Here is a 20,529-nt window from a genome sequence, read left to right on the forward strand (position 1 = left end):
GGCCCCCTTTCCTCACTACGACTCCATCGGCCATGCTGCTGATTCCTGCGATAGACCTGAAAGATGGCAAGTGCGTGCGCCTCAAGCAGGGCGACATGAATGACTCCACCACCTTTGGTGAGGATCCGGCCGAAATGGCCAGACGCTGGGTCGATGCCGGCGCCCGACGCCTGCATCTGGTGGACCTGAACGGCGCGTTCGCCGGCAAGCCGGTCAACGAGGCGGCGATACGGGCGATTCTTCGCGAGGTCGGCAATGAGGTGCCGGTGCAGCTGGGCGGCGGTATCCGCGACCTGGACACGATCGAGCGCTATCTGGACGGCGGCCTGAGCTACATCATCGTCGGCACGGCCGCGGTGAAGAACCCCGGTTTCCTGCTCGACGCCTGCAGCGCCTTCGGCGGCCACATCATCGTCGGCCTGGACGCCAAGGACGGCAAGGTGGCCACCGACGGCTGGAGCAAGCTGACCGGCCACGAGGTCATAGACTTGGCCAAGAAGTTCGAGGGCTATGGCGTCGAGGGTGTGATCTACACCGATATCGGCCGCGACGGCATGCTCTCCGGCATCAATATCGAGGCTACGGTGAAGCTGGCCCAGGCACTGAAGATTCCGGTCATTGCCTCGGGCGGCCTGTCCGATATGGCCGACATCGAGCGCCTGTGCGAGGTCGAGAGCGAAGGCATAGAGGGCGTGATCTGTGGCCGGGCCATCTACACCGGCGATCTGGACTTCAGCGCCGCCCAGGCCAGGGCGGACGAGCTGAATGGCTAGGTTTTTGCATTTTCCGCCCGCCGCCTGTGATTTACACACGACCGGGCGACCATCTCCGGCCATGGTGGTGTAAGTGACATGGTGTAATCCATTTGCAATCACCGCATCACAAACGGAAAAATGGAATACGCCTCGGGCGACCCCGCTGACGACCTGGTCAGCCTGCTGGACGAAACAGACCTCGAGCTGCCGGCACCCAGCAGCAAGGTCTGGCGTGTGCTCGTGGTTGACGACGATCCCGGCGTGCACAGCACGACCGAGTTCTCGCTGCGTGGCGTGCAGATACTTGGGCGTCCGCTCGAATTGCTGCATGCACACTCGGCCAAGGAAGCCCGCGAGCTGCTGACCCGCGAGGACGATGTCGCCGTCGTCCTGCTCGATGTGGTGATGGAGCGCGAGGACGCCGGCCTGTCCCTGGTCAAGGTGATTCGCGACGAGTTGGGCCTGAGCGAGCCCCGCATCATCCTGCGCACCGGCCAGCCGGGTTATGCGCCCGAGCTGGACGTGATTCGGCTCTATGACATCAACGACTACAAGACCAAGTCCGAGCTGACGCAGACCAAGCTCTATACGGCGCTGACCTCGGCGATACGCTCCTACAAGCAGATCCGCGCGCTGGCCAGCAGCCGGCGCGGCCTGGAGATGATTGTCCGCGCCAGCACCGAGCTGATGGCAGTGCAGGGCCTGCACCGCTTCTCGGCTGGCGTCGTGACGCAGATCTGCGCCCTGCTGGAGCTGCCGCCCGACGGCCTGGTCTGCGTGCAGTCCACCAATGAAGCCCAGGCGCCGCGCATCGTCGCCGCCGCCGGGCGCTACCGGGGGCTGATCAATTCGACCCTGGACAATATCGACCAGGACGTGGTGCGCAGTGCCTTGACCCGCTGCCTTTCAACGCAGCGCAGCTTCTTCGATCAGGGCACGGCCCTCTATATCAAGGGCTCCAGCGGCAAGGCGCTGGCGGCCTATATCGACACCGAGCATGTGCTCAGCGACATCGACCACCAGCTGCTGGAGGTGTTTTGCGCCAATGTGGCCGTCGGTCTGGACAATGTGCAGCTGTTTGCAAGGCTCAACGAATCGGTCTTCGTTGACTCGCTGACCCGCCTGCCCAACCGCAACCGGCTGATCGCCCTGCTTGACGAGCGCTGCCAGAACGCGGCCGCCAGCACGACGCTGGCCCTGGTGGACATCGACGACTTTGCCGACATCAACGACGCGCTGGGCCATGAACTGGGCGACAGCCTGCTGCAGGCCGTTGCCGACCGCCTGACCCGTGCACTGAAGGCGCCGGTGGTGGTGGCCCGGGTCTCGGGCGATGTGTTCGGCGTGCTCGGTCCCGATGGCCATGTCACGCCGGCACTGCTGGCGGCGCAGTTCCTGCTGCCGTTCGAGTGCCAGCAGGGCAATCAGAAAGACAGCCAGCAGGAATCTCTGCAGATCACCGCCACGATCGGCTTTGTGCGCCTGGCCGATTCGTCCGGCAAGGGCACCGAGGTGCTGAAGGACGCCAATATTGCGCTGAAGCGCTCCAAGACCCGCCAGCGCGGCGGCCATGGCTACTACACCCAGGACATGGGCGCCGACATCCGCGAGCGCGTCAAGCTGCTGCGCGGCCTGCGCTCGGCCTTCGAGAGCGAGCGACTGTTCGTGATGTACCAGCCGCAGCTGCAGCTGATGGGCAACCGGGTGCTGGGTGCCGAGGCCTTGATACGCTGGAAGACCGAGGACGGCAAGTTCGTGCCGCCCGACCGCTTCATACCGGTGGCCGAGTATTCCGGGCTGATTGTCGCCATTGGCGAATGGGTGCTGCGCACCGCCTGCCGCGAGCTGAACCGCCTGATTGATCTGGGCTACCCGGATTTCCGCATGGCGGTCAATGTTTCGGTGGCCCAGTTGCGCCACCCCGACTTCATCGCCATGCTGCAGAGCGCGCTGGCCGACACCGGCGTCAACCCGGCCCAGGTGGAGCTGGAGATCACCGAATCGATGGCCATGGAGGATGTCAACTTCATCGTCCAGATCGTCGATCAGATCAAGCAGACCGGGGTGACGATTGCCATCGATGACTTCGGCACCGGTTTCTCGTCACTCAGCCAGCTGCGCCATCTGCGGGTTGACCGGCTGAAGATAGACCGCGCCTTCGTCAACGAGATTGTCGCCATCGACAAGGGCTGCGACATCGCCCGCATGGTGGTCGAGCTGGCGCGCAGCCTGCATCTGGAGGTGCTGGCCGAGGGCATAGAGACCGAGCAGCAGGCCGCTGTGCTGCGTGAGCTCGGCTGCCACGAGGGACAGGGCTATCTGTTCGCCCGGCCGATGGAGCCGGCGCAACTGGTCACCTGGCTGGCCGAACACAGGGGCTGACGAGTCCCGGGCCAGGCGCCCCTGGTTTACCCGGGGCTATACTCGCCGCGCACTCCTGCACGCCCTGCGCCGAAAGCTGATCCGCATGCTCGCCAAACGCATCATTCCCTGCCTGGACGTGACCGGCGGCCGCGTCGTCAAGGGCGTCAATTTCCTGGAGCTGCGCGATGCCGGCGATCCGGTCGAGATTGCCGCCCGCTACAACGACCAGGGCGCCGACGAGCTGACCTTCCTGGACATCACCGCCACCAGCGACGGGCGCGACCTGATACTGCACATCATCGAGGCGGTGGCCTCGCAGGTCTTCATTCCTCTGACCGTCGGGGGCGGCGTGCGCGTGGTCGAGGACGTGCGCCGCCTGCTCAACGCCGGCGCCGACAAGGTCAGCTTCAACTCGGCGGCCGTGGCCAACCCGCAGGTGATACGCGACGCGTCCGACAAGTACGGCGCCCAGTGCATCGTCGTCGCCATCGACGCCAAGCGGCGCCAGGGCGACGATCTGGCCGTCCGCGGCCCCGGCTGGGATGTCTACACCCATGGCGGGCGCAAGAACACCGGCATGGATGCCGTGGCCTGGGCGACGCAGATGGCCGCCCAGGGTGCCGGCGAGATCCTGCTCACCAGCATGGACCGCGACGGCACCAAGATCGGTTTCGACCTGGAACTGACCCGCGCCGTCAGCGATGCCATTCCGGTGCCGGTGATCGCCTCCGGCGGCGTCGGCTCGCTCGAGCATCTGGTCGAGGGCATACAGCTGGGCGGCGCCGACGCGGTGCTGGCCGCCAGCATCTTCCACTACGGCCAGCACACGGTTGGCGAGGCCAAGGCGCTGATGGCGTCGCGTGGCATCACGGTCAGAACATGAAACAGCCCAAACCGAATGAAGTCCGCATCATTGGCGGCATCTGGAAGCGCAGCAAGCTGCCGGTGGCCGACCGCCCAGGCCTGCGCCCGACGCCGGACCGGGTGCGCGAAACCCTGTTCAACTGGCTGGGCCAGGACCTGAGCGGCTGGCGCGTGCTGGACGCCTTTGCCGGCAGCGGTGCCCTGGGCTTCGAGGCCGCCTCGCGCGGCGCCGCCGAGGTGCAACTGGTCGAACGCGACAGCCATCAGGCCCGGGCGCTGCAGGCCTCCAAGGAGCGGCTGAAGGCCGAGGGCGTGCGCGTCGAATTCGGCGACGGCCTGTCCTTCATGGGTCGCAGTGCCGCGGCGCGCTATGAACTGGTCTTCATCGACCCCCCGTTCGATGCCGGCCTGGGCCATCCGGCGATCAAGGCCGCGACACGGCTGCTGGTGCCCGGTGGCTACCTGTATGTCGAAGGCCCCGAGGCGGTTGCCGCGCCCGAGGACGGCAGCCTGGAGCTGTGGCGTCAGGACAAGGCCGGGGCGGTGCACTACCATCTGTTCCGTCGCCCGGAATGATCCGGTACTGCCTCACCACCGCAAGGAGCGCCGCTTGACCTCCGTGACCGTACTGACCGCCGTCTATCCCGGCACCTTCGACCCGATGACCTTGGGCCATGAGGATCTGATGCGCCGTGCCAGCCGATTGTTCGAGCGGCTGATCGTTGCCGTGGCCGCCGGCCACCACAAGCGCACCATGTTCACGATCGAGGAGCGGCTGGAGATTGCTTCCGAGCTGTCGCAGAAGTATCCGAATGTCGAGGTGATACCGTTTCGCGGCCTGCTGCGCGACTTCGTCGTCGCCCATGGCGCCAAGGTGGTGGTGCGCGGCCTGCGCGCGGTCAGCGACTTCGAATACGAGTTCCAGATGGCCGGCATGAACCGCCAGCTGATGCCCGATGTCGAGACCGTTTTTCTGACGCCCTCGGACCAGTACCAGTTCATCTCCGGCACCTTTGTGCGCGAGATTGCCACCTTGGGCGGTGATGTTTCCAAGTTCGTGTCACCCTCGGTGCGCGAACGCCTGCAAGAGCGCATCAAGCAGTCCTGAGTTTGCGATGAAGTAGGTAGCTAGCCATGGCCCTGATGATCACCGACGAATGCATCAACTGCGATGTATGCGAGCCCGAGTGCCCGAACGATGCGATTTCGATGGGCGACGAGTTCTACCAGATTGATACGAACAAGTGCACCGAGTGCGTGGGCCATTTCGATGAGCCGCAATGTGTGCAACTGTGCCCGGTGGCCTGCATCCCCATCCATCCGCAGCATGTGGAAAGCCGCGAGATGTTAATGGCCAAATTCAACCGCTTGCAGGCCCTGAAGGCCTGAGGTGACTCAAACCTACTCGGCCGAGCGCCCGCTGCGCTGGGGCATCATCGGCTGCGGCAATGTCACCGAGCTGAAGAGCGGGCCAGCCTTCAACAAGGCCGAGGGCTCGCGCCTGGTGGCGGTGATGCGCCGCGATGCGGCCAAGGCCGAAGACTATGCGCGGCGCCATGGCGTGCCGCGCTGGTATGGGGATGCCGATGCACTGATCAATGACCCGGAGGTGGACGCTGTCTATGTGGCCACCCCGCCGGGCAGCCACCTCGACTACGCGCTACGCGTGGCCCGGGCTGGCAAGCACTGCTGTGTCGAGAAGCCGATGGCGCTGAATGCACCGCAGTGCATGGCGATGATCCAGGCCTTCGAATCGGCCGGCCGTGAGCTCTTCGTTGCCTACTACCGCCGCTCGCTGCCGCGCTTCAATCAGATCCGCCAATGGCTGGACGAGGGTGCGATCGGCCAAGTGCGCCATGTGCACTGGACATTCAGCCGAGCGCCGCTGGCGCAGGACCTGGCCGGTGACTACAACTGGCACACCGACCCGGCGGTCTCGGGAGGCGGGCATTTCGTCGATCTGGCCTGCCATGGGCTGGACCTGATGATCCATCTGCTGGGCAGCATCAGCCGCGTGGCGGGCATGGCGGCGAATCAGCAGGGGCTTTATGCGGCCGAGGATGCGGTCACCGGTAGCTGGCAGTTCGCCAGCGGCGTGACCGGTTCGGGCTTCTGGAACTTCGGTTGCCAGGTACGTGAAGACCAGCTGGTGATTCACGGCAGCATGGGTCGCATCGAATGCTCGGTGTTCGATGCCCATCCGCTGGTGTTGCGCAGGACCGAGGGCGTGCAACGCCTGGAGATCGCGCACCCGGAGAACATCCAGTTCTTCCACATCCAGAACATGGTGCGCCATCTGAACGGCGAGATCGTGCACCCGTCCCTCGGCCGCGATGCGCTGCAGGCCTCCTGGGTGATGGACCAGATGCTCAGCTCATTCAGACGGCAGGTCAGCCAGCGCGTTTAGCGCGGGCTGACCTGCATGGCTGGATGGAGAATCAGCCGCGCGGTACGCCGTCCTTGTTGACGGTGATGGTGGCGCCCGGTGCCGAGGTCATCTGCACCCGGTGTTCCTGGCCGCGGTGGTTGTAGGTCACGTCCCAGAACTCGGGTTTGGCCTGGCTGGGCACGCTGGTGCACCGCTGCACGTTCTGGCTGACCTGCTGGTCGCGGTCGCGGCCGACATTGGAGCCGATGGCCGCACCGGCGACGACGCCGCCGACGGTGGCAATGTCCTTGCCCGTGCCACCGCCGACCTGGTGGCCCAGGATGCCGCCGATCAAGGCACCGGCCAGTGCGCCGCCAACATTGGGCTTGCTGCGCTCCTGGGTGACCTGTTCACGCTCGGTCCAGCAGCGCTGCTCGGGCGAGCCGACCACGGCGCGTACCGAGGTCACCTGGGCCTGGTAGAGGCGCTCGTTCTTGCGGCGGCTGTAGTCGACATAGGGCGGCGCAGCCGGGGCGTAGCGATCGTCACTGACATTGGTTGCGGTGCCCACCATGCGCACCGAGGACACGGCGTCATCCATGCCCATGGCGGCCAGCGAGATGTAGCGGCCCGGGCGCAGCACGACGCAGCGGCCTTCGAAATTCTGGTGTTCGCAGACCTCCCAACGGCCGCTGCGCACGATCGCCGACGAGGCGTTGTCGTTGAAGCCGGCGCGCTCGAAGTTGCGTGTCTGCCTCTGGGCGGTGTAGGACTGCCCCTCGAAGCGTTCGTGCTCGTAGAAGGTGACCTGGGCCATGGTCTGGGTGGCCAGTGCCAGGCCGGCCGCGGCCAGCAATGTCTTCAAGTTCGCGTGCATGATTTTTCCTTTGCTTGAGCGTCCGAAGCTGCGGTGCCTTGTCAGGCGCGCAGGTCTTCAGCCGATGCCTCAACTATGGAAAATTCCCGGCCTGCCGCACAGCAGACGTGACCGCTTGATCGCGTAGTAACTGTCCTACGCGGGAAGCCGCCACCGTTCGCCGTAGGCCGGTGGCTTGGGCCATTCGGCCGCCACCGGCACGGGCCGGTTGATGCCCCAGCGCCGTGCCAGCATCCAGCCGCCATGGGTGACGACGATCACACCGGTTGACCGCTGGGGCAGCCAGTCGGCGGCGCGCTGCAGCAGTTGCTGCAGACTCTCGCCGCCGCCCGGCCGGTGGGCGGCAAAGTCAGCCACCCAGGCATCGACCTCGGCCTTGGCAATGTCGCTCCAGGGCAGGCCATCCCATGCCCCGAAGTCCAGCTCCAGCAGCGCGGCGTCCAGCACATGCCGCCAGCCCCAGCGGCGCAGCCAGCGGCCCACGTCGGCGCAGCGCCGCAGCGGCGAGGTGTGGACGCAGTGCGGCAGGCGCTCGCGGCGGGCCTGCTGCTGGATGCGCCGCGCCAGCCGTTTGGCGCGGCGCCGGTGCACCGGCAGATCAGTGCCTGCGCCGATGCAGCGGCCGGTGGCGCACTCGGGGCGCGGATGGCGCCAGGCCAGAATGGCCTCAGCCATGCAGCAGGGCCAGCAGCGCAAGCAGGCAGACCAGTTCGACCAGTTGCTGCGTTGCGCCCAGCGTGTCGCCGGTGAAACCGCCCAGCCGTTGATTCAGCCAGCGCCGCATCTGCCAGGTGGCCAGCAGGGCCGCGACCGATGCCAGGGCCAAGGGCAGCAGCAGCGCCGCTTCAAGCCAGACAAACAGCGCGCCGATCGACAAAACCCACAGCAGGGCCACGCCCAGCCCCGTGCCGCCGATCTGCATCGCCAGCGGCTTGGCCTTGGCGTGTTCCGCATCGCCGGCATAGGCCAGCGCGTGCAGCAGCCACACCGGCGCGGCGCGCGAGGCGGCGTGAGCCCAGACCAGGCACAGCAGGGCCGCCAGCGGCTGGGCCTGCACCAGGGCCGTCAAGGTGGCGGCCTTCAGCCCCAGCATCAGCACCAGGCCGATCGCGCCATAGGCGCCGATGCGCGAGTCCTTCATGATCTGCAGCGCGCGCTCGCGGCTGACCGCGCCGCCTAAAGCGTCGCAGCTGTCGGCCCAGCCATCCTCGTGAAAGCCGCCGGTCATCCAGACGGTGGCCGCCATGCTCAGGCCCACGGCCACAGATGGCGGAAACACCAGCAGCGCCAGCCACAGCACCAGCGCGCCGAAGGCGCCGACGCAGGCACCGACCAGCGGGTAGTGGCGGGCGCAGTCCTGCAACCAGGCCGGCTCGTAACCCACCCAGGCCGGGATGGGCACGCGGGTGAAGAACTGCAGGGCAGTGAAGAACAGGCGCAGTTCGTGAATCATTGGGAAGAACGACGTCAGGAAGAAGAGGAGCTGACGCCGGCCGACTCGAAGCTGGCCATCTCGCGCAGGATGCGGCAGGCCGACTCCAGCAGCGGCCAGGCCAGCGCGGCGCCCGAGCCCTCACCGAGGCGCAGGCCCAGCTGCAGCAGCGGCTCGGCGTTCATCGCCTGCAGCATCAAGGCATGGCCCGATTCGTCGGACTGGTGGCCGAACACGCAGCGCTCCAGCACGGCCGGCTGCAGCTGGGCGGCCACCAGCACGGCGCTGCTGGCGATGAAGCCATCGACGACGATGACCCTGCCTTCGAGTGCCGCCTGCAGCATCGCGCCCAGCATCATCGCGATCTCGAAGCCACCGAAGGCGGCCAGCGCCTGCAGCGGTTCTTTAGCCTGTGGATGGGCGGCCAGCACCTGGCGCAAGAGGGCGGTCTTGCGCTGCACGCCGGCGTCATCGAGCCCGGTGCCGCGGCCGGTGCACTGCTCGATCGGCGCGCGCGTCAGCCGGGCCAGGAGCAGGGCCGCGCTGGAGGTGTTGCCAATGCCCATCTCGCCGAGCAGCAGCGCATTGCCGGGGGTCTTTGCCAGCAGCTGGCGGCCGACGGAAATCGCCTGCGCGCATTGCGCCTCGCTCATCGCCGGCTGCTCCAGGCTGTCGGCCGTGCCGGGGGCTATCTTGCACAGGGCCAGGCCCTCGCGCGGGGCGAAGTCATGGCGCACGCCGGCATCCACCACCGTCAGGGTCAGGCCATGCTGGCGGGCCAGCACGCTGACGGCCGCGCCGCCGGCCAGGAAGTTCTCGACCATCTGCCAGGTCACATCGCTGGGATAGGCCGACACGCCGCGCGCCGCCAGGCCATGGTCGCCGGCGAAGACCATCATCTGTGGCGCCTGCAGCTCGGGCGTCTCGCTGCCCAGTATCAGACCCAGACGCAGCATCAGCGCCTCCAGCCGGCCCAGTGAGCCCAAAGGCTTGGTCTTGTTGTCTATGCGCCGCTGCAGCGCTTCGCCGAGGCCGGGCTGGTCAAGAGGGGGAATCGTCGGAATCAGATCGTGCATGGTCTGGGTTCAGAAGGAGTGCTGGTGGTGGGGCCGCAGCAACGCCATCAGGGCGCCGGGCGCGAAGTGGCGGTCAGCGAAATCGGCCAGGCCGTCGAACACGCTGTCCAGGGTCGGCACGCCGGCGCCGAACAATGCGCGCATCACCTCGGGTGACTCGAACAGGCCGTGGGCATAGACGCCCAGCACCGAACCCTGGGCCCAGCCGGTGACCTCGCCGCTGTCGCTGACCAAGGCCTCGGCGGCGGGTGGCAGCGCCGGATGCTGGACCGTGCGGCCGTGGTGGATCTCGTAGCCGCTCCAGGCCACGCCGCTGAGCGCCTGCCAGGGCCCTTGCAGCGCGGCAAAGCGGCTGCGGCTGGGGCGCAGCAGCTTGTGGCGATCGAACTGAGTTACCAGCGGCAACAGCCCCAGGCCCGGCGCGTTGGCGCCCAGGCTCATGTCGGTGGCCTCGACGCCCTCGGGATCGGTCAGTGCCTCGCCCAGCATCTGCAGGCCGCCGCACAGGCCCAGCACCGGCTTCGCCAAAGCCGCATGGCGGGAGATCGCGGCATCGAGTCGGTGCTCGCGCAGCCAGGCCAGGTCGCTGCTGGTGTGCTTGGAACCGGGCAGGATGATCCAGTCGGCGGCCTCCAGCGCGGCCACGTCGCGTGCCCAGGTCAGCCGAACCTGGGGCAGGCTGCGCAAGGGCTGGAACTCGTCCAGATTGCTGATGCGAGGGTAGGCGACCACGGCAATCTTCAGGCCGGTGCTGGCGCCGGTCGGCGCATCGTCATAGACCCCGTCCTCCTCGGGCAGGCCATGGCCGCGCCACATCGGCAGCACGGCCAGCGTCGGCACGCCGGTCAGCGCCTGCAGCTGCTCGGGGCCTGGGGCGAGCAGCGAGGCATCGCCACGAAAGCGATTCAGCACAAAGCCGCGCAGCAGCGCGCGCTCGTTCGCCGGCAGCAGCTGGTGGGTGCCAAAGAGATGGGCGAAGGCGCCGCCGCGGTCGATGTCGGCGACTAGCAGGCAGGCGGCATCGGCGGCCAAGGCGGTGCGCATATTCACATAGTCGCTGCTGTGCAGATTGATCTCGGCCGGCGAACCCGCCCCCTCGATCACGACCACATCGTTCTCGGCCATCAACTCATGCAGCGCCGCCTGCGCGTGGGGCCACAGCAGCTCGCTGCGCTCGCGCCAGGGCATGGCCGTGTAGGCCGCGTTGACCTCGCCCAGCACGACGACCTGGCTGGCCGTGTCGCGCTCGGGTTTCAAGAGCACCGGGTTCTGCCGCACCTCGGGCGTGCAGCGCGCGGCCAGGGCCTGGAAGTACTGGGCGCTGCCGATCTCGCCCATGCGACCGTTCAGGCCCGGCACCACGCGGGCGTTATTGCTCATGTTCTGCGCCTTGAACGGCGCGACCTTCAGCCCTTGGCGTGCATACCAGCGGCACAGGGCGGTGGCCAGCCAGCTCTTGCCGGCATTGCTGGTGGTGCCCAGCACCATCACGGCTTTGGCGGTCATTGTTGAAGTTCTTTCAGCAAGGCTTGTTGGGAGGGTGGGGGCAGGGTGGCGATGCGCACCCAGCCCGGCAGACCGAAGGATGAGGCATCGCGCAGCTTGATGCCAGCGCGGCGCAGATCGGGCAGGGGGTGGTTGGGTCTGGCCAGCCAGAACGGCGTGCAGCTGTCGCGCTGCAGCCAGTTCAAGGCCGCCAACAGCGCGCGTTGCTCGGCCGTCCATACGCGCAGCTGGGCACGCGATTCCGCCAGCCAGGTCTGGATCTCGGGCCGGTGCAGCTGCATCAGCAAGGCCTGGCCCTCGGCCGACAGCACCCAGCTGGCGGCCAGCAGTTGGACGCGCCGGGTCAGTGCGCCGCCGTCAGGTGCGATCAGGTACGCTGCGCGCACCCCGGTGTGGCCCAGCGCCTTGTTGGGGCAGAGCAGCTGCCAGCAGTTGCCGGGGATGGCGGGTGCCTCGCCGTGCAGGCGCAGCGGCTCGTAGGCGCGGTCGATCACGCACAGGCCGGCACGCGCCGCAATGGCGGCAATCTCGGCACTGGAAAGACTCGTGCCGGTCGGATTGCAGGGCTCGCAGATCCACACCAGGGCCTCGGCAGTCAGTTCGCGCAGCAGCTGGGCGCTGTCGGCATAGGGACGCAGGCGCAGCCCCAGGGCCGAGGCGGCGGCAGCATAGTCGCCAAAGCCGGGTGCTGGCACCCAGGCCTCGCGCAGACCCTGCAGCAGGGCGGCCAGGCTGAGGCGGCGGATTGCTTCGGCGCCGCCAGAGGCCGGCAGTATCAGCTCGGGCGCCACACCATGGGCCGCGCCCAGGTGCTGGCGCAGGCTCAAGTATTGAGGATCGGGATAGTGGCGCCGGTCGGCCTGCTGCAGTGCCAGGCTCAGCGATGCGGGCGGCAGCCGCGGATTCGCGTTGGTCGAGAAGTCATGCAGCGGGGGCGGGCCGCTGTCGTTGCCGCCATGGATGTTCATGTGGGCAACCTCGCGATCAGCGCCATGAAGGCCAGCAGCAGCGCGCAGCCGAGCATGGCGCGCCGGGCCAGGCGCAGGGCCTGCGGCAGATCGGCACTGCCGGGCGGGCGGCCGCCGTCGTTGAGGCTGTAGACCCCCGGCTTGGCCAGACGCAGGCCCAGGCGCAGCGCCATGGCGGCCATCGGCCAGCCGCTATTGGGCGAGGGAGTGCGGATCGCCTCGGCCTGCAGCTTCATCAATAATGCCGGACGCAGGCCTAGCAGCGCCAGCGCGGTGATGCGTGCGGGAATCCATGACAGCACATCATCGGCCCGCGCCGCGACCTTGCCCGACCATTCGCGGTGATCGCGGTAGCCCCACATCGCATCGGCGGTGTTGGCGAAGCGATACAGCGCCGCACCGGGCAGGCCCGCGATGGCGAACCAGAACAGCGGTGCGACGACCGAGTCGTTGAGGTTCTCGGCCAGCGTCTCGATCGCAGCCTCGCGCACGGCGGTCGCGTCGAGCGCCGAAGTGTCGCGGCTGACCAGGCGGGCCAGCTGCAGCCGTGCGACCGCGATACCCTGGGCCTGCGCGGCCTCGACCGCGTTGACCTCGTCGCCGAGCATTCGCCAGGCCAGCAGCGGCTTGAGCAGCAGGCCCAGCGCGAGCGCCATCACCAGGGCCCGGCCACCGGACTGCCAGGGCTGCAGCCACTGGAACAGCAGCGCTTCCAAGCCCAGGGCCAGTCCTGCGCTGAGGAGCGCGCCGGCACACCAGGCCAGCGCACCGCCGATGAAGGCCTGCCGCGGTGGCCAGGCGCACAGGCGCTCGCCGAACAGGCTCAGCCAGCGGCCCATGGCGACAACCGGATGCGCCCAGGTCGGCGGCTCACCCAGCAGCCTGTCCACGGCCAAGGCCACCCCCATCGCGGCGGGCAACAGCCATGGCATCAGCGAACTCAATCCTCTATGCCCCGCTGCGCCGGCACGCCCGCGCGGTAGTGGTGCTTGACCAGGGCCATCTCGGTCACGGTATCGGCCAGGTCGATCAGCTCCTGCGGGCAGTTGCGGCCGGTCAGCATCACATGCACATGGCTGGGCCTTTCGCGCAGCGCCTGCAGCACCGGGTCCAGGGGCAGCCAGCCATAGCGCAGCGGGTACATGATCTCGTCCAGCACGACCAGGAAGAACTCTCCGCTGCGAATCGCGCCCTCAGCCCGCACCCAGCCGTCGCGGGCCAGCTGGCCCGAGTGCTCGAGATCCTTGCTCTTCCAGCTGAAGCCGTCGCCCAGGCCCTCGATGGGCACGCCCAGCTGCTCGAACATGCGGTGTTCGCCGAAGCGGGCGCTGGGCACCTTCATGAACTGGTAGATCTTGACCTTTTTGCCGCGGCCATGGGCGCGCAGGGCGAGGCCGAAGGCCGAGGTGGACTTGCCCTTGCCGTCACCAGTGTTGACCAGTATCAGGCCGCGGCGTTCGGCCGTGGGCTCGACGCGCACGCGATCGACCGGGGGGGCTTCAATTTCCATGAGTGGACGCTCCAGACTGAGGCGAAGAAAACAAGGCCGCAGCGGCCTCTGGTTGGGACGGAAAGTAGTGGTGGATGTAGCTGGCCGTCAGCGAGCCGACGCGATAGACGGCCTCCTGCGTGCTGCCGCCATTCGGGTTGCTGCCGCGGGCGATGGGCGCCAGCGGGGTCTGCAGGGTCGAATAGTGGAAACTGTGGCCGCGCAGCTCGCCGTCGGGGTAGCTCACGGCCTGCAGGCCCAGCGCGGCAACGCGTTTTTGCATCTGCGCTTCGCCGGGCAGCAGCGCCCACATCGCATGGCGCCGGCCCTGCACGTCCTGCAGGCCGTCGAGCAGGCTCAGGAGGCCGCCGCACTCGGCCAGCAGCGGGCGGCCCTGGCTGTGGTGCGTGCGCAGTGCGGCCTTCAAGCCGTCGTTGGCGGCCAGCGTGGCCGCATGCAGCTCGGGGTAGCCGCCGGGCAGCCAGACGGCGTCGCAGTCGGGAAGGGCCTCGCCCGCCAGCGGCGAGAAGAAGAGCAACTCGGCCCCCAGCGCGCGCAGGCAGTCCAGATTGGCCGGGTAGATGAAGGAGAAGGCGGCGTCTTGCGCGATGGCGATGCGCCGGCCCTGCAGCAGCGGCTTCGGCGGCGGCATGTCCACCGCCTGCAGCGCCACCGTTTCGAACTCGAAACCTGGGTTGGCCCCCGTACTCAAGGCCTGACCCCAGATGTCGGCCCAGGCATCGAGCTGGGCGTCGAGTCCGGGCAGCTCCATCGCCTGCACCAGGCCCAGATGGCGCTCGGGCAGGCTCAGCTCCGGCTGGCGCTTCAGCGCGGCGACCAGGGGCAGATCGGCGGGCAAGGCTTCGCCGACCATCCGTGCATGCCCGTCGCTGCCGACGCGGTTGGCGACCACACCGCAGACCCGCACATCGGGCCGGAAGCGCGCCAGCCCGGTGGCCAGCGCGGCGAAGGTCTGCGCCATCGCGCTGGCATCTATCACCGTCAGCACCGGCAGGCCAAAGGCGGCGGCCAGGTCGGCGCTGCTGGGTACGCCGTCGAACAGGCCCATCACGCCCTCGACCAGGATCAGATCGGCCTCCAGCGAGGCCTGATGCAGCAGCCGGCGGCAGTGCTCCAGCCCACCCATGAACAGGTCCAGCTGATAGACGGCCTGGCCGCTGGCGCGGGCCAGAATCATCGGGTCTATGAAGTCGGGACCGGTCTTGAACACCCGCACACGCTGGCCCTGGCGGGCATGCCAGCGGGCGATCGCCGCGGTGATGCTGGTCTTGCCCTGACCCGAGGCCGGGGCACTGATCATCAAGGCTTGGCTCATGGGGTATGCGGCAGCGCCAACCACTGCCCTTCGACTTGCAAGAGCTTCAGTCGCCGGTCGAACACGTCCTGCAGCGCCGCATGCGTAGCGACGTCAGCCGGCAGGCCCTGGTGCGCGATACGACCCTTGGCCATCACCACCAGCGCATCGGCCTGCAGCGCCATGTTCAGCTCGTGCAGCACGCTGATCACCGTCTGGCCGCGGGCGACCAGTTGGCGCACGATATTCATCCAGTCGGCCTGGTGCGGTGGGTCCAGATGGGCCAGCGGTTCGTCCATCATCAGGACGGGTGCCTGCACGGCCAGTGCGCGGGCCAGCAGCACGCGTTGGCGCTCACCGCCGGAGAGGGTGCCCAGGGCCCGCTCGCGCCAGTCCCAGCTCTGTGTCTGCAGCATCGCGGCCCTGACGGCCTCGCGGTCGGCCTCACTGGGCGGTGCCAGCCAGGCCTGGTGGGGCAGGCGGCCCAGCATCACGACATCGTGGGCGGTCAGGTCATCGGCGCTGGCCTCGTTCTGACCCAACCAGGACAGCGTGCGCGCGCGCTCCTTGGCCGGCCAGCCCTGCAGTGGCCGGTCCAGCAGGCGGATTTCGCCGCTGGACGGTATCAAGCCGGTCAGCGCCCGCAGCAGCGTCGATTTGCCGGCGCCGTTGGGGCCGACGATGGCCGTCCAGCGGCCCAGCGGCAGCTCGAGCGCGATCGGGCCCAGCACCTCATGGCCCTGCAGGCGCACGCTTTGCAGCCTGCCCGAAATTGCGGCGCTCATTGGTGCACCTTTCGCGCTGCGCGCTGTCCCGCCAAGCGGGAATTCGCGCCTTCGGGCGGCCGTGCGGCGCTCATGCGGGCCTCCGACCGGTGCGCCGGTGCATCAGCCACAACAGATAGCTGCCGCCCAGGATGGCGGTGATGATGCCCACCGGCAACTCCTGCGGCGCGAACATCCAGCGCGCCAGGATGTCGGCGGCCAAGAGCAGCACGCCGCCGGCGCAGGCCGACAACAGCAGCAGCTTGCCGTGGGTGGTGGGGCAGTGGTTGCGCACCAGATGGGGCGCGACCAGGCCGACGAAGGCAATCATGCCGGCCTGGGCCACGGCGGTGCCGGTGCCCAGCGCGAAGGCGCCAATCATCACCACGCGCACCAGGCCCAGACGCACGCCCAGCGAGTGTGCGGTGGCCTCGCCCAGGGTCAGCGCATCGAGCGCGCGGCTGCCGCCCAGCGCGACCAGCAGGCACAAGGCCAGCGCAATGGCCATCAGGATGACGCTGTTCCAGCCCAGCAGGCCGGTCGTGCCCAGCATGAAGGCCTGCATCGAACGCATGATCTCGGGCGAGTTGAGCATGATCAGATTGGTGGCGGCGGTGAGCACCACGCCGACCACGACGCCGGCCAGCAGCAGGCGCAGCGTGTGCTCGACGCCACGTGCCAGCAGCAGGGTGGCCAGCACGCCAGCGACGGTGCCCACGAAGGCCACGCCGGTCAGGCCCAGGCGGTCCAGCCACAGGCTGCTGGCCGGCGACATGCCGATGAAGGCCAGTGCCAGGGCCACGCCCAGGCCCGCACCCGAGGCACTGCCCAGCAGATAGGGATCGGCCAGCGGATTGCGGAACAGCCCTTGTGCGATGGCCCCGGCCAAGCCCAGCAGCGCACCGGCCGTCCAGGCGCCCAGCGAGCGAGGCAGGCGGATCTGCCAGAGGATCTGCCGCGCCATACCCTGGTCGTCATGGATCCAGTTGAAGGCAAAGCCGGTGCTGCCCACGGCCACACCGAGCACGGCCAGACTTGCAGTCAGCAGCAACAACAGGGCAAGCAGGGGGCCAGGTCTGCTGATCACGGCTTCTTCTCACTCATTTCGCGCAGACAGCGGGCCATGATCTGCGCCGCCTCGGCAATGCGTGGGCCGGGCCGGCCCAGCATATCGCTCTGCTCGCGGGTGAAGATGCAGACCTTTTTGTCGCGGATCGCGGCGATCCTGTCCCAGCCGGGACGCTGATAGATGCCGCCGGCATCGCGCTGGCCCATCATGATCAGCTGCGGATTGGCGCGCACGACGAACTCGGGGTTGATCTTGGGAAAGGGCCCCAGGCTGGCCGGGATGATGTTGCGTGCCCCCAGCTTGATCAGGGTCTCGCCCATGAAGGAGGTCTCGCCGGCCGCGTAGGGCCCGCTGGCGACCTCGTAATAGACCAGGGTGCCCTTGGCCGCGGGCGGCATGGCCTGTGCGGCGGCTGCGACGCCGGCTTCGATCTGGCGCCACAGGCGCGGCGCATCGGGCACGGCCAGCAGCTCGCCGACCTTGCCGAGCACACGCTGCACATCGGCATAGGACTTGGCTTCGAGCGTCACCACCTTGAGCCCCAGCCCCTGCAGCCGCTCGGTGACGCGCGACGACGGCGCGACGAGCACCACGTCGGGCTTGAGCGCCACGATCATCTCGACATTGGTGTCATCCAGTCCGCCGAGCTTGGGCAGGGCGTTCACAGAGGCCGGGTGGTTGGAATAGCGATCGACGCCGATCAGCCGGGCGCAGGCGCCCAGTTCGCAGACGGTCTCCGTCAGCGATGGCAGCAGGCTGACGATGCGCTGCGGCGGGGCGGCCCAGCGTGTGGTCTGACCCACATCGTCTTTGATGACGACATCGGCGGCCACCGCGCCGCCCTGCGACAGCAGCGCGGCGAGCAGCACGAACAGTGGCTTCATGGCAATTCCTTTGTTTCGACTTCGCGGGTCCAGGCCTGACCGGCCACCATCAGGGTCAGCTTCGCGCAGCGCGCTGCCAGCTGTTGATTCAGCCGGCCCAGCTCGTCGACGAATTCGCGCACCTCGCGCGACATCGGGCTGATGCCCCAGCCCACTTCGTTGGAGACAAAGATCACCGTCGAGGCCAGCGCCGGCAGCGTGTCCAGCAGCGCCTGCCGGGCCTGATTCCAGCCGGCCTCGTCAGCCTGGCCGCTGATCGGCATCAGCCAGTTGGTCAGCCACAGGGTCAGGCAATCGACGATCAGCAGGCGCTCCGGTGCGGCGGCTTGCGCCAGCGCAGCGGCCAGGTCCAGCGGGGCTTCGAGGGTGTCAAAGCCTGCGGGCCTGTCCTGCCGGTGCCTGGCGATGCGCTCCCGCATCTCCTCGTCATGAGCCATGGCGGTGGCCACCACCGTCACGCGGTGAGCGGCATCCGCGCGCTGCCAGGCCAGGGCCAGGCGCTCGGCCTGGCGTGACTTGCCGCTGCGCTGCCCGCCGACGATCAGGTGGTGGTCCGCCATGGTGAGACCCTGCTTAGAGCTTGGGTGTGTAGCGCAGGCCGGCGAACACCGCGCGCGGCGAGCTGGCATAGGTGTTGGCCGTCTGGTAGGCGCGGTCGAACACATTGTCCAGCTGCAGTTGCAGGCGCAAGGTCGGCGTCAGGTTGTACTGCGCGTCGAGGTTCAGCAGCGCGTAGCCGCCGAGCTTGACCGTGTTGGCCGCGTTGTCGAAGCGCCGGCCGCTGATCAGGGTCTGCGCACCCAGGCTCCAACCCCACAGCTCGGTGTCGGCGCGCAGCGAGGCGTGCTTGTTGCTGCGCCGCGCCAGGAGCTTGCCGTAGCTGGCATAGTTGGGCGTGTCGGTCACGTCCTTGGGCGCTTGCAGGTCCAGGGTGCCCGAAAGGCGTACCTCGGCCACGCGGGTGCCGGCCCTGAGGGTCAGGCCTTGCAGGCGGGCCTGGCCGACGTTCTGGTAGCAGCCGAACTGGCTGTTGCAAGTGCCGGCCGAGCCGAAGATGATCAGGTTGTTGATCAGGTTGCGGTAGGCCGTCAGGCCGAATTCATTGCTGCCAGCCTTGTACTGCAGGCCAAGCTCGGTGTTGCGGCCTCGCTCGGCCAGCAGCGGCTTGCCGCCCTTGGTGGCGTCGGGGCCGTAGGGGCTGAAGCTCTGGTACAACGTGGGCGCCCGGAAGGCGGTGCCGGCCGAGGCTATCACCCGCCAGGCCGGCGACAGGGTGTAGCCGGCCGCCACGGTGCCGGTCGTGGCGCCGCCGAACTGGCTGTCACGGTCATGGCGCAGATGGGCTTGCAGGCCCCATTCCTTGTTCTGCCCCGCCTCCAGGATGTAGCCGGCAGCGACGGCGTTCTGATGTCGGTCCGCCTCACCGGCCGTCGGCGTCTGCGTCAGTCCGGTGTTGAGCAGCCGGTCTTCGCGGCGCTCCAGCAGCGTGTTCAGCTGGCCGGGGCCGATCTTGAACGAGTTGTTCCAGGCAAAGTTGCGGATGCGGGTCTCGGTCAGATAGACCGAGGGCGATGTTTCATAGCGGTCGCGCGACTCACCGGCGCTGAGCTCGCTCTGCCAGCCGGGCGTGAACTGGGCCGACCAGCTGCCGCGCAGCGCCTGCATCTCGTTGAAATTCTGGTCATCCACCTTGGGCTTGGCGGCACCGTCGTACTGCGACCAGATGAAACTCTTCATCGCCACCACCTCGAAGCGGTGCTCGGCCGTCACCTGGGCACCCAGGCGGGCGGTGGCGCTGTGGCTGCGATGGCCGTCGATGTCGGGCGTATAGGCCGGGTCATTGAGCACCGGGCGCGAGTTGAAGCCGGTGCCGCGCTCGCTGGCCAACGACAGGGCATAGTCGAACAGGCCGCTCTTGCCGGTCAGCGAAGCATCCAGCTTGGCCAGGCCCAGATTGCCGATGCCGGCGCCGAACTCGAACTGCGGCGCGCCGTCGCCCTTGCGGGTGAAGATCTGCACCACGCCGCCGATGGCGTCCGAGCCGTAGATGGCGCTGGCTGCGCCGCGCACGATCTCCACGCGCTCGATCTGGGCCAGCGGAATCGACTGCCAGCTGGCGCCGCCGGTGGCCTGCGAGTCCACCCGCACGCCATCCACCAGCACCAGGGTGTGGCGGGTGTCGGCTCCGCGCACGAACATCGACGTGTTGGCGCCGGGGCCGCCATTGCGCACCATCTCGAAGCAGGCCTGGGTGCGCAACAGATCGGCCAGGCCGCCGAGCGCCTGGCGTTCGATGTCGGCGCGGGTCAGCACCGTCACGTCGGCCAGCACCTGGCTCAGGCTCATGGCACTGCGCGTGGCCGTGACCATCACGGTGGGCAAGGAGTTGTCTTTGGGGGCCGCCAGCGCGGAGGTGGCCAGGGCGATTGTGGACAGGGCCATGCAGCAGCGCAGGCCAGTGGTGTGGAACTTCGAAGTCATGAGATACCGCAACAAGTGAGTACGGTCGCCAGCTCTCCCGCAGGCTTCCGTGGTGTGAGGGCGCGGTGAGGCGCCATCGCTTGTTGGCCGGTATCCGGGCTGGCGGAACGACCCGTGCATCCTTCCCAGCGGCCTTGGGGCCTCCAGTGGACTGTGCACACGAGCGGAAGGCTTTTATCAGGCCTTCGTCCGCTTACCGTTGCGGGGACAGCTCAGGTTAGGTTGCAGCAGGCTTGCCGCGATCCATTCTGATTCCCGTTTAACTGCTCAGGCGCAATGCCTGTGCGAGCACCAACAGCGCGCATTCTATGCGTTGT

Annotated in this window: 21 protein-coding genes and 1 riboswitch; of the genes, 7 read left to right on the forward strand and 14 right to left on the reverse strand. The window is 68.0% G+C overall.

Annotation, left to right across the window (positions count from 1 at the left end; all coding sequences use genetic code 11):
• Window positions 1–32 precede the first annotated feature (32 nt).
• From hisA to DES47_RS12115, 7 genes are all read left to right on the forward strand, one after another.
• Entirely contained in the window at window positions 33–773 is a 741-nt protein-coding gene (hisA, locus tag DES47_RS12085; protein WP_133700970.1) for a 1-(5-phosphoribosyl)-5-[(5-phosphoribosylamino)methylideneamino]imidazole-4-carboxamide isomerase, read from the forward strand.
• 120 nt (window positions 774–893) lie between these two features.
• A complete protein-coding gene (locus tag DES47_RS12090) occupies window positions 894–3,137 on the forward strand; it encodes a two-component system response regulator (protein ID WP_133700971.1) in 2,244 nt (747 codons plus the stop codon).
• An 85-nt stretch (window positions 3,138–3,222) separates the two neighbouring features.
• Window positions 3,223–4,002 carry an imidazole glycerol phosphate synthase subunit HisF gene (gene hisF / locus DES47_RS12095; RefSeq protein ID WP_133700972.1) on the forward strand — a complete coding sequence of 260 codons (780 nt, stop codon included), beginning with the start codon at window positions 3,223–3,225 and terminating at the stop codon, window positions 4,000–4,002.
• Window positions 3,999–4,559, forward strand: coding sequence for a 16S rRNA (guanine(966)-N(2))-methyltransferase RsmD (gene rsmD, locus DES47_RS12100; RefSeq protein WP_133700973.1), 561 nt, complete (start codon window positions 3,999–4,001; stop codon window positions 4,557–4,559). The genes hisF and rsmD overlap by 4 nt, the downstream gene beginning before the upstream one ends.
• A gap of 34 nt (window positions 4,560–4,593) precedes the next feature.
• Window positions 4,594–5,091 carry a pantetheine-phosphate adenylyltransferase gene (gene coaD, locus DES47_RS12105; protein WP_243748281.1) on the forward strand — a complete coding sequence of 166 codons (498 nt, stop codon included), beginning with the start codon at window positions 4,594–4,596 and terminating at the stop codon, window positions 5,089–5,091.
• Window positions 5,092–5,117: 26 nt separating this feature from the next.
• Complete coding sequence (locus DES47_RS12110; protein ID WP_133700975.1) at window positions 5,118–5,372, forward strand: YfhL family 4Fe-4S dicluster ferredoxin; 255 nt, start codon at window positions 5,118–5,120, stop codon at window positions 5,370–5,372.
• 1 nt (window position 5,373) lies between these two features.
• The gene (locus DES47_RS12115) at window positions 5,374–6,390 is read left to right on the forward strand and encodes a Gfo/Idh/MocA family protein (RefSeq protein WP_133700976.1); all 1,017 of its coding nucleotides are present in this window, start codon (window positions 5,374–5,376) and stop codon (window positions 6,388–6,390) included.
• Between the two features lie 31 nt (window positions 6,391–6,421).
• Here DES47_RS12115 and DES47_RS12120 read toward each other — a convergent pair whose 3' ends face one another.
• From DES47_RS12120 to DES47_RS12185, 14 genes are all read right to left on the reverse strand, one after another.
• Entirely contained in the window at window positions 6,422–7,228 is an 807-nt protein-coding gene (locus DES47_RS12120; protein WP_133700977.1) for a beta/gamma crystallin-related protein, read from the reverse strand.
• Window positions 7,229–7,363: 135 nt separating this feature from the next.
• Window positions 7,364–7,903 carry a histidine phosphatase family protein gene (locus DES47_RS12125; RefSeq protein ID WP_133700978.1) on the reverse strand — a complete coding sequence of 180 codons (540 nt, stop codon included), beginning with the start codon at window positions 7,901–7,903 and terminating at the stop codon, window positions 7,364–7,366.
• Complete coding sequence (locus DES47_RS12130) at window positions 7,896–8,681, reverse strand: adenosylcobinamide-GDP ribazoletransferase (protein WP_133700979.1); 786 nt, start codon at window positions 8,679–8,681, stop codon at window positions 7,896–7,898. Before DES47_RS12130 ends, DES47_RS12125 begins: the two co-directional genes overlap by 8 nt.
• A gap of 14 nt (window positions 8,682–8,695) precedes the next feature.
• Window positions 8,696–9,736 carry a nicotinate-nucleotide--dimethylbenzimidazole phosphoribosyltransferase gene (gene cobT, locus DES47_RS12135; protein WP_133700980.1) on the reverse strand — a complete coding sequence of 347 codons (1,041 nt, stop codon included), beginning with the start codon at window positions 9,734–9,736 and terminating at the stop codon, window positions 8,696–8,698.
• 9 nt (window positions 9,737–9,745) lie between these two features.
• Window positions 9,746–11,242 (reverse strand): cobyric acid synthase, encoded by a 1,497-nt coding sequence (locus DES47_RS12140; RefSeq protein ID WP_133700981.1) that lies wholly within the window; start codon window positions 11,240–11,242, stop codon window positions 9,746–9,748.
• A complete protein-coding gene (locus DES47_RS12145) occupies window positions 11,239–12,210 on the reverse strand; it encodes an aminotransferase class I/II-fold pyridoxal phosphate-dependent enzyme (RefSeq protein WP_133700982.1) in 972 nt (323 codons plus the stop codon). The genes DES47_RS12140 and DES47_RS12145 overlap by 4 nt, the downstream gene beginning before the upstream one ends.
• A complete protein-coding gene (gene cbiB / locus DES47_RS12150; RefSeq protein WP_133700983.1) occupies window positions 12,207–13,142 on the reverse strand; it encodes an adenosylcobinamide-phosphate synthase CbiB in 936 nt (311 codons plus the stop codon). The genes DES47_RS12145 and cbiB overlap by 4 nt, the downstream gene beginning before the upstream one ends.
• Before the next feature lie 8 nt (window positions 13,143–13,150).
• Window positions 13,151–13,720 (reverse strand): cob(I)yrinic acid a,c-diamide adenosyltransferase, encoded by a 570-nt coding sequence (gene cobO, locus DES47_RS12155; RefSeq protein WP_133700984.1) that lies wholly within the window; start codon window positions 13,718–13,720, stop codon window positions 13,151–13,153.
• Window positions 13,710–15,035, reverse strand: coding sequence for a cobyrinic acid a,c-diamide synthase CobB (locus tag DES47_RS12160; RefSeq protein ID WP_133700985.1), 1,326 nt, complete (start codon window positions 15,033–15,035; stop codon window positions 13,710–13,712). The genes cobO and DES47_RS12160 overlap by 11 nt, the downstream gene beginning before the upstream one ends.
• Window positions 15,032–15,799: an ABC transporter ATP-binding protein gene (locus DES47_RS12165; RefSeq protein ID WP_133700986.1), complete on the reverse strand. Its 768-nt coding sequence runs from the start codon at window positions 15,797–15,799 to the stop codon at window positions 15,032–15,034. Before DES47_RS12165 ends, DES47_RS12160 begins: the two co-directional genes overlap by 4 nt.
• A gap of 70 nt (window positions 15,800–15,869) precedes the next feature.
• Window positions 15,870–16,865, reverse strand: a complete 996-nt coding sequence (locus DES47_RS12170) for a FecCD family ABC transporter permease (protein ID WP_133700987.1) — start codon at window positions 16,863–16,865, stop codon at window positions 15,870–15,872.
• Window positions 16,862–17,731, reverse strand: coding sequence for an ABC transporter substrate-binding protein (locus DES47_RS12175; RefSeq protein ID WP_133700988.1), 870 nt, complete (start codon window positions 17,729–17,731; stop codon window positions 16,862–16,864). Before DES47_RS12175 ends, DES47_RS12170 begins: the two co-directional genes overlap by 4 nt.
• Complete coding sequence (gene cobU, locus DES47_RS12180) at window positions 17,728–18,291, reverse strand: bifunctional adenosylcobinamide kinase/adenosylcobinamide-phosphate guanylyltransferase (RefSeq protein ID WP_133700989.1); 564 nt, start codon at window positions 18,289–18,291, stop codon at window positions 17,728–17,730. The genes DES47_RS12175 and cobU overlap by 4 nt, the downstream gene beginning before the upstream one ends.
• A gap of 13 nt (window positions 18,292–18,304) precedes the next feature.
• Complete coding sequence (locus tag DES47_RS12185) at window positions 18,305–20,212, reverse strand: TonB-dependent receptor domain-containing protein (RefSeq protein ID WP_133700990.1); 1,908 nt, start codon at window positions 20,210–20,212, stop codon at window positions 18,305–18,307.
• Window positions 20,213–20,280: 68 nt separating this feature from the next.
• Window positions 20,281–20,523, reverse strand: a riboswitch (cobalamin riboswitch).
• Between the last annotated feature and the right edge of the window lie 6 nt (window positions 20,524–20,529).

The sequence above is a fragment of the Roseateles toxinivorans genome (assembly GCF_004362525.1).
GTDB lineage: Bacteria > Pseudomonadota > Gammaproteobacteria > Burkholderiales > Burkholderiaceae_C > Paucibacter > Paucibacter toxinivorans.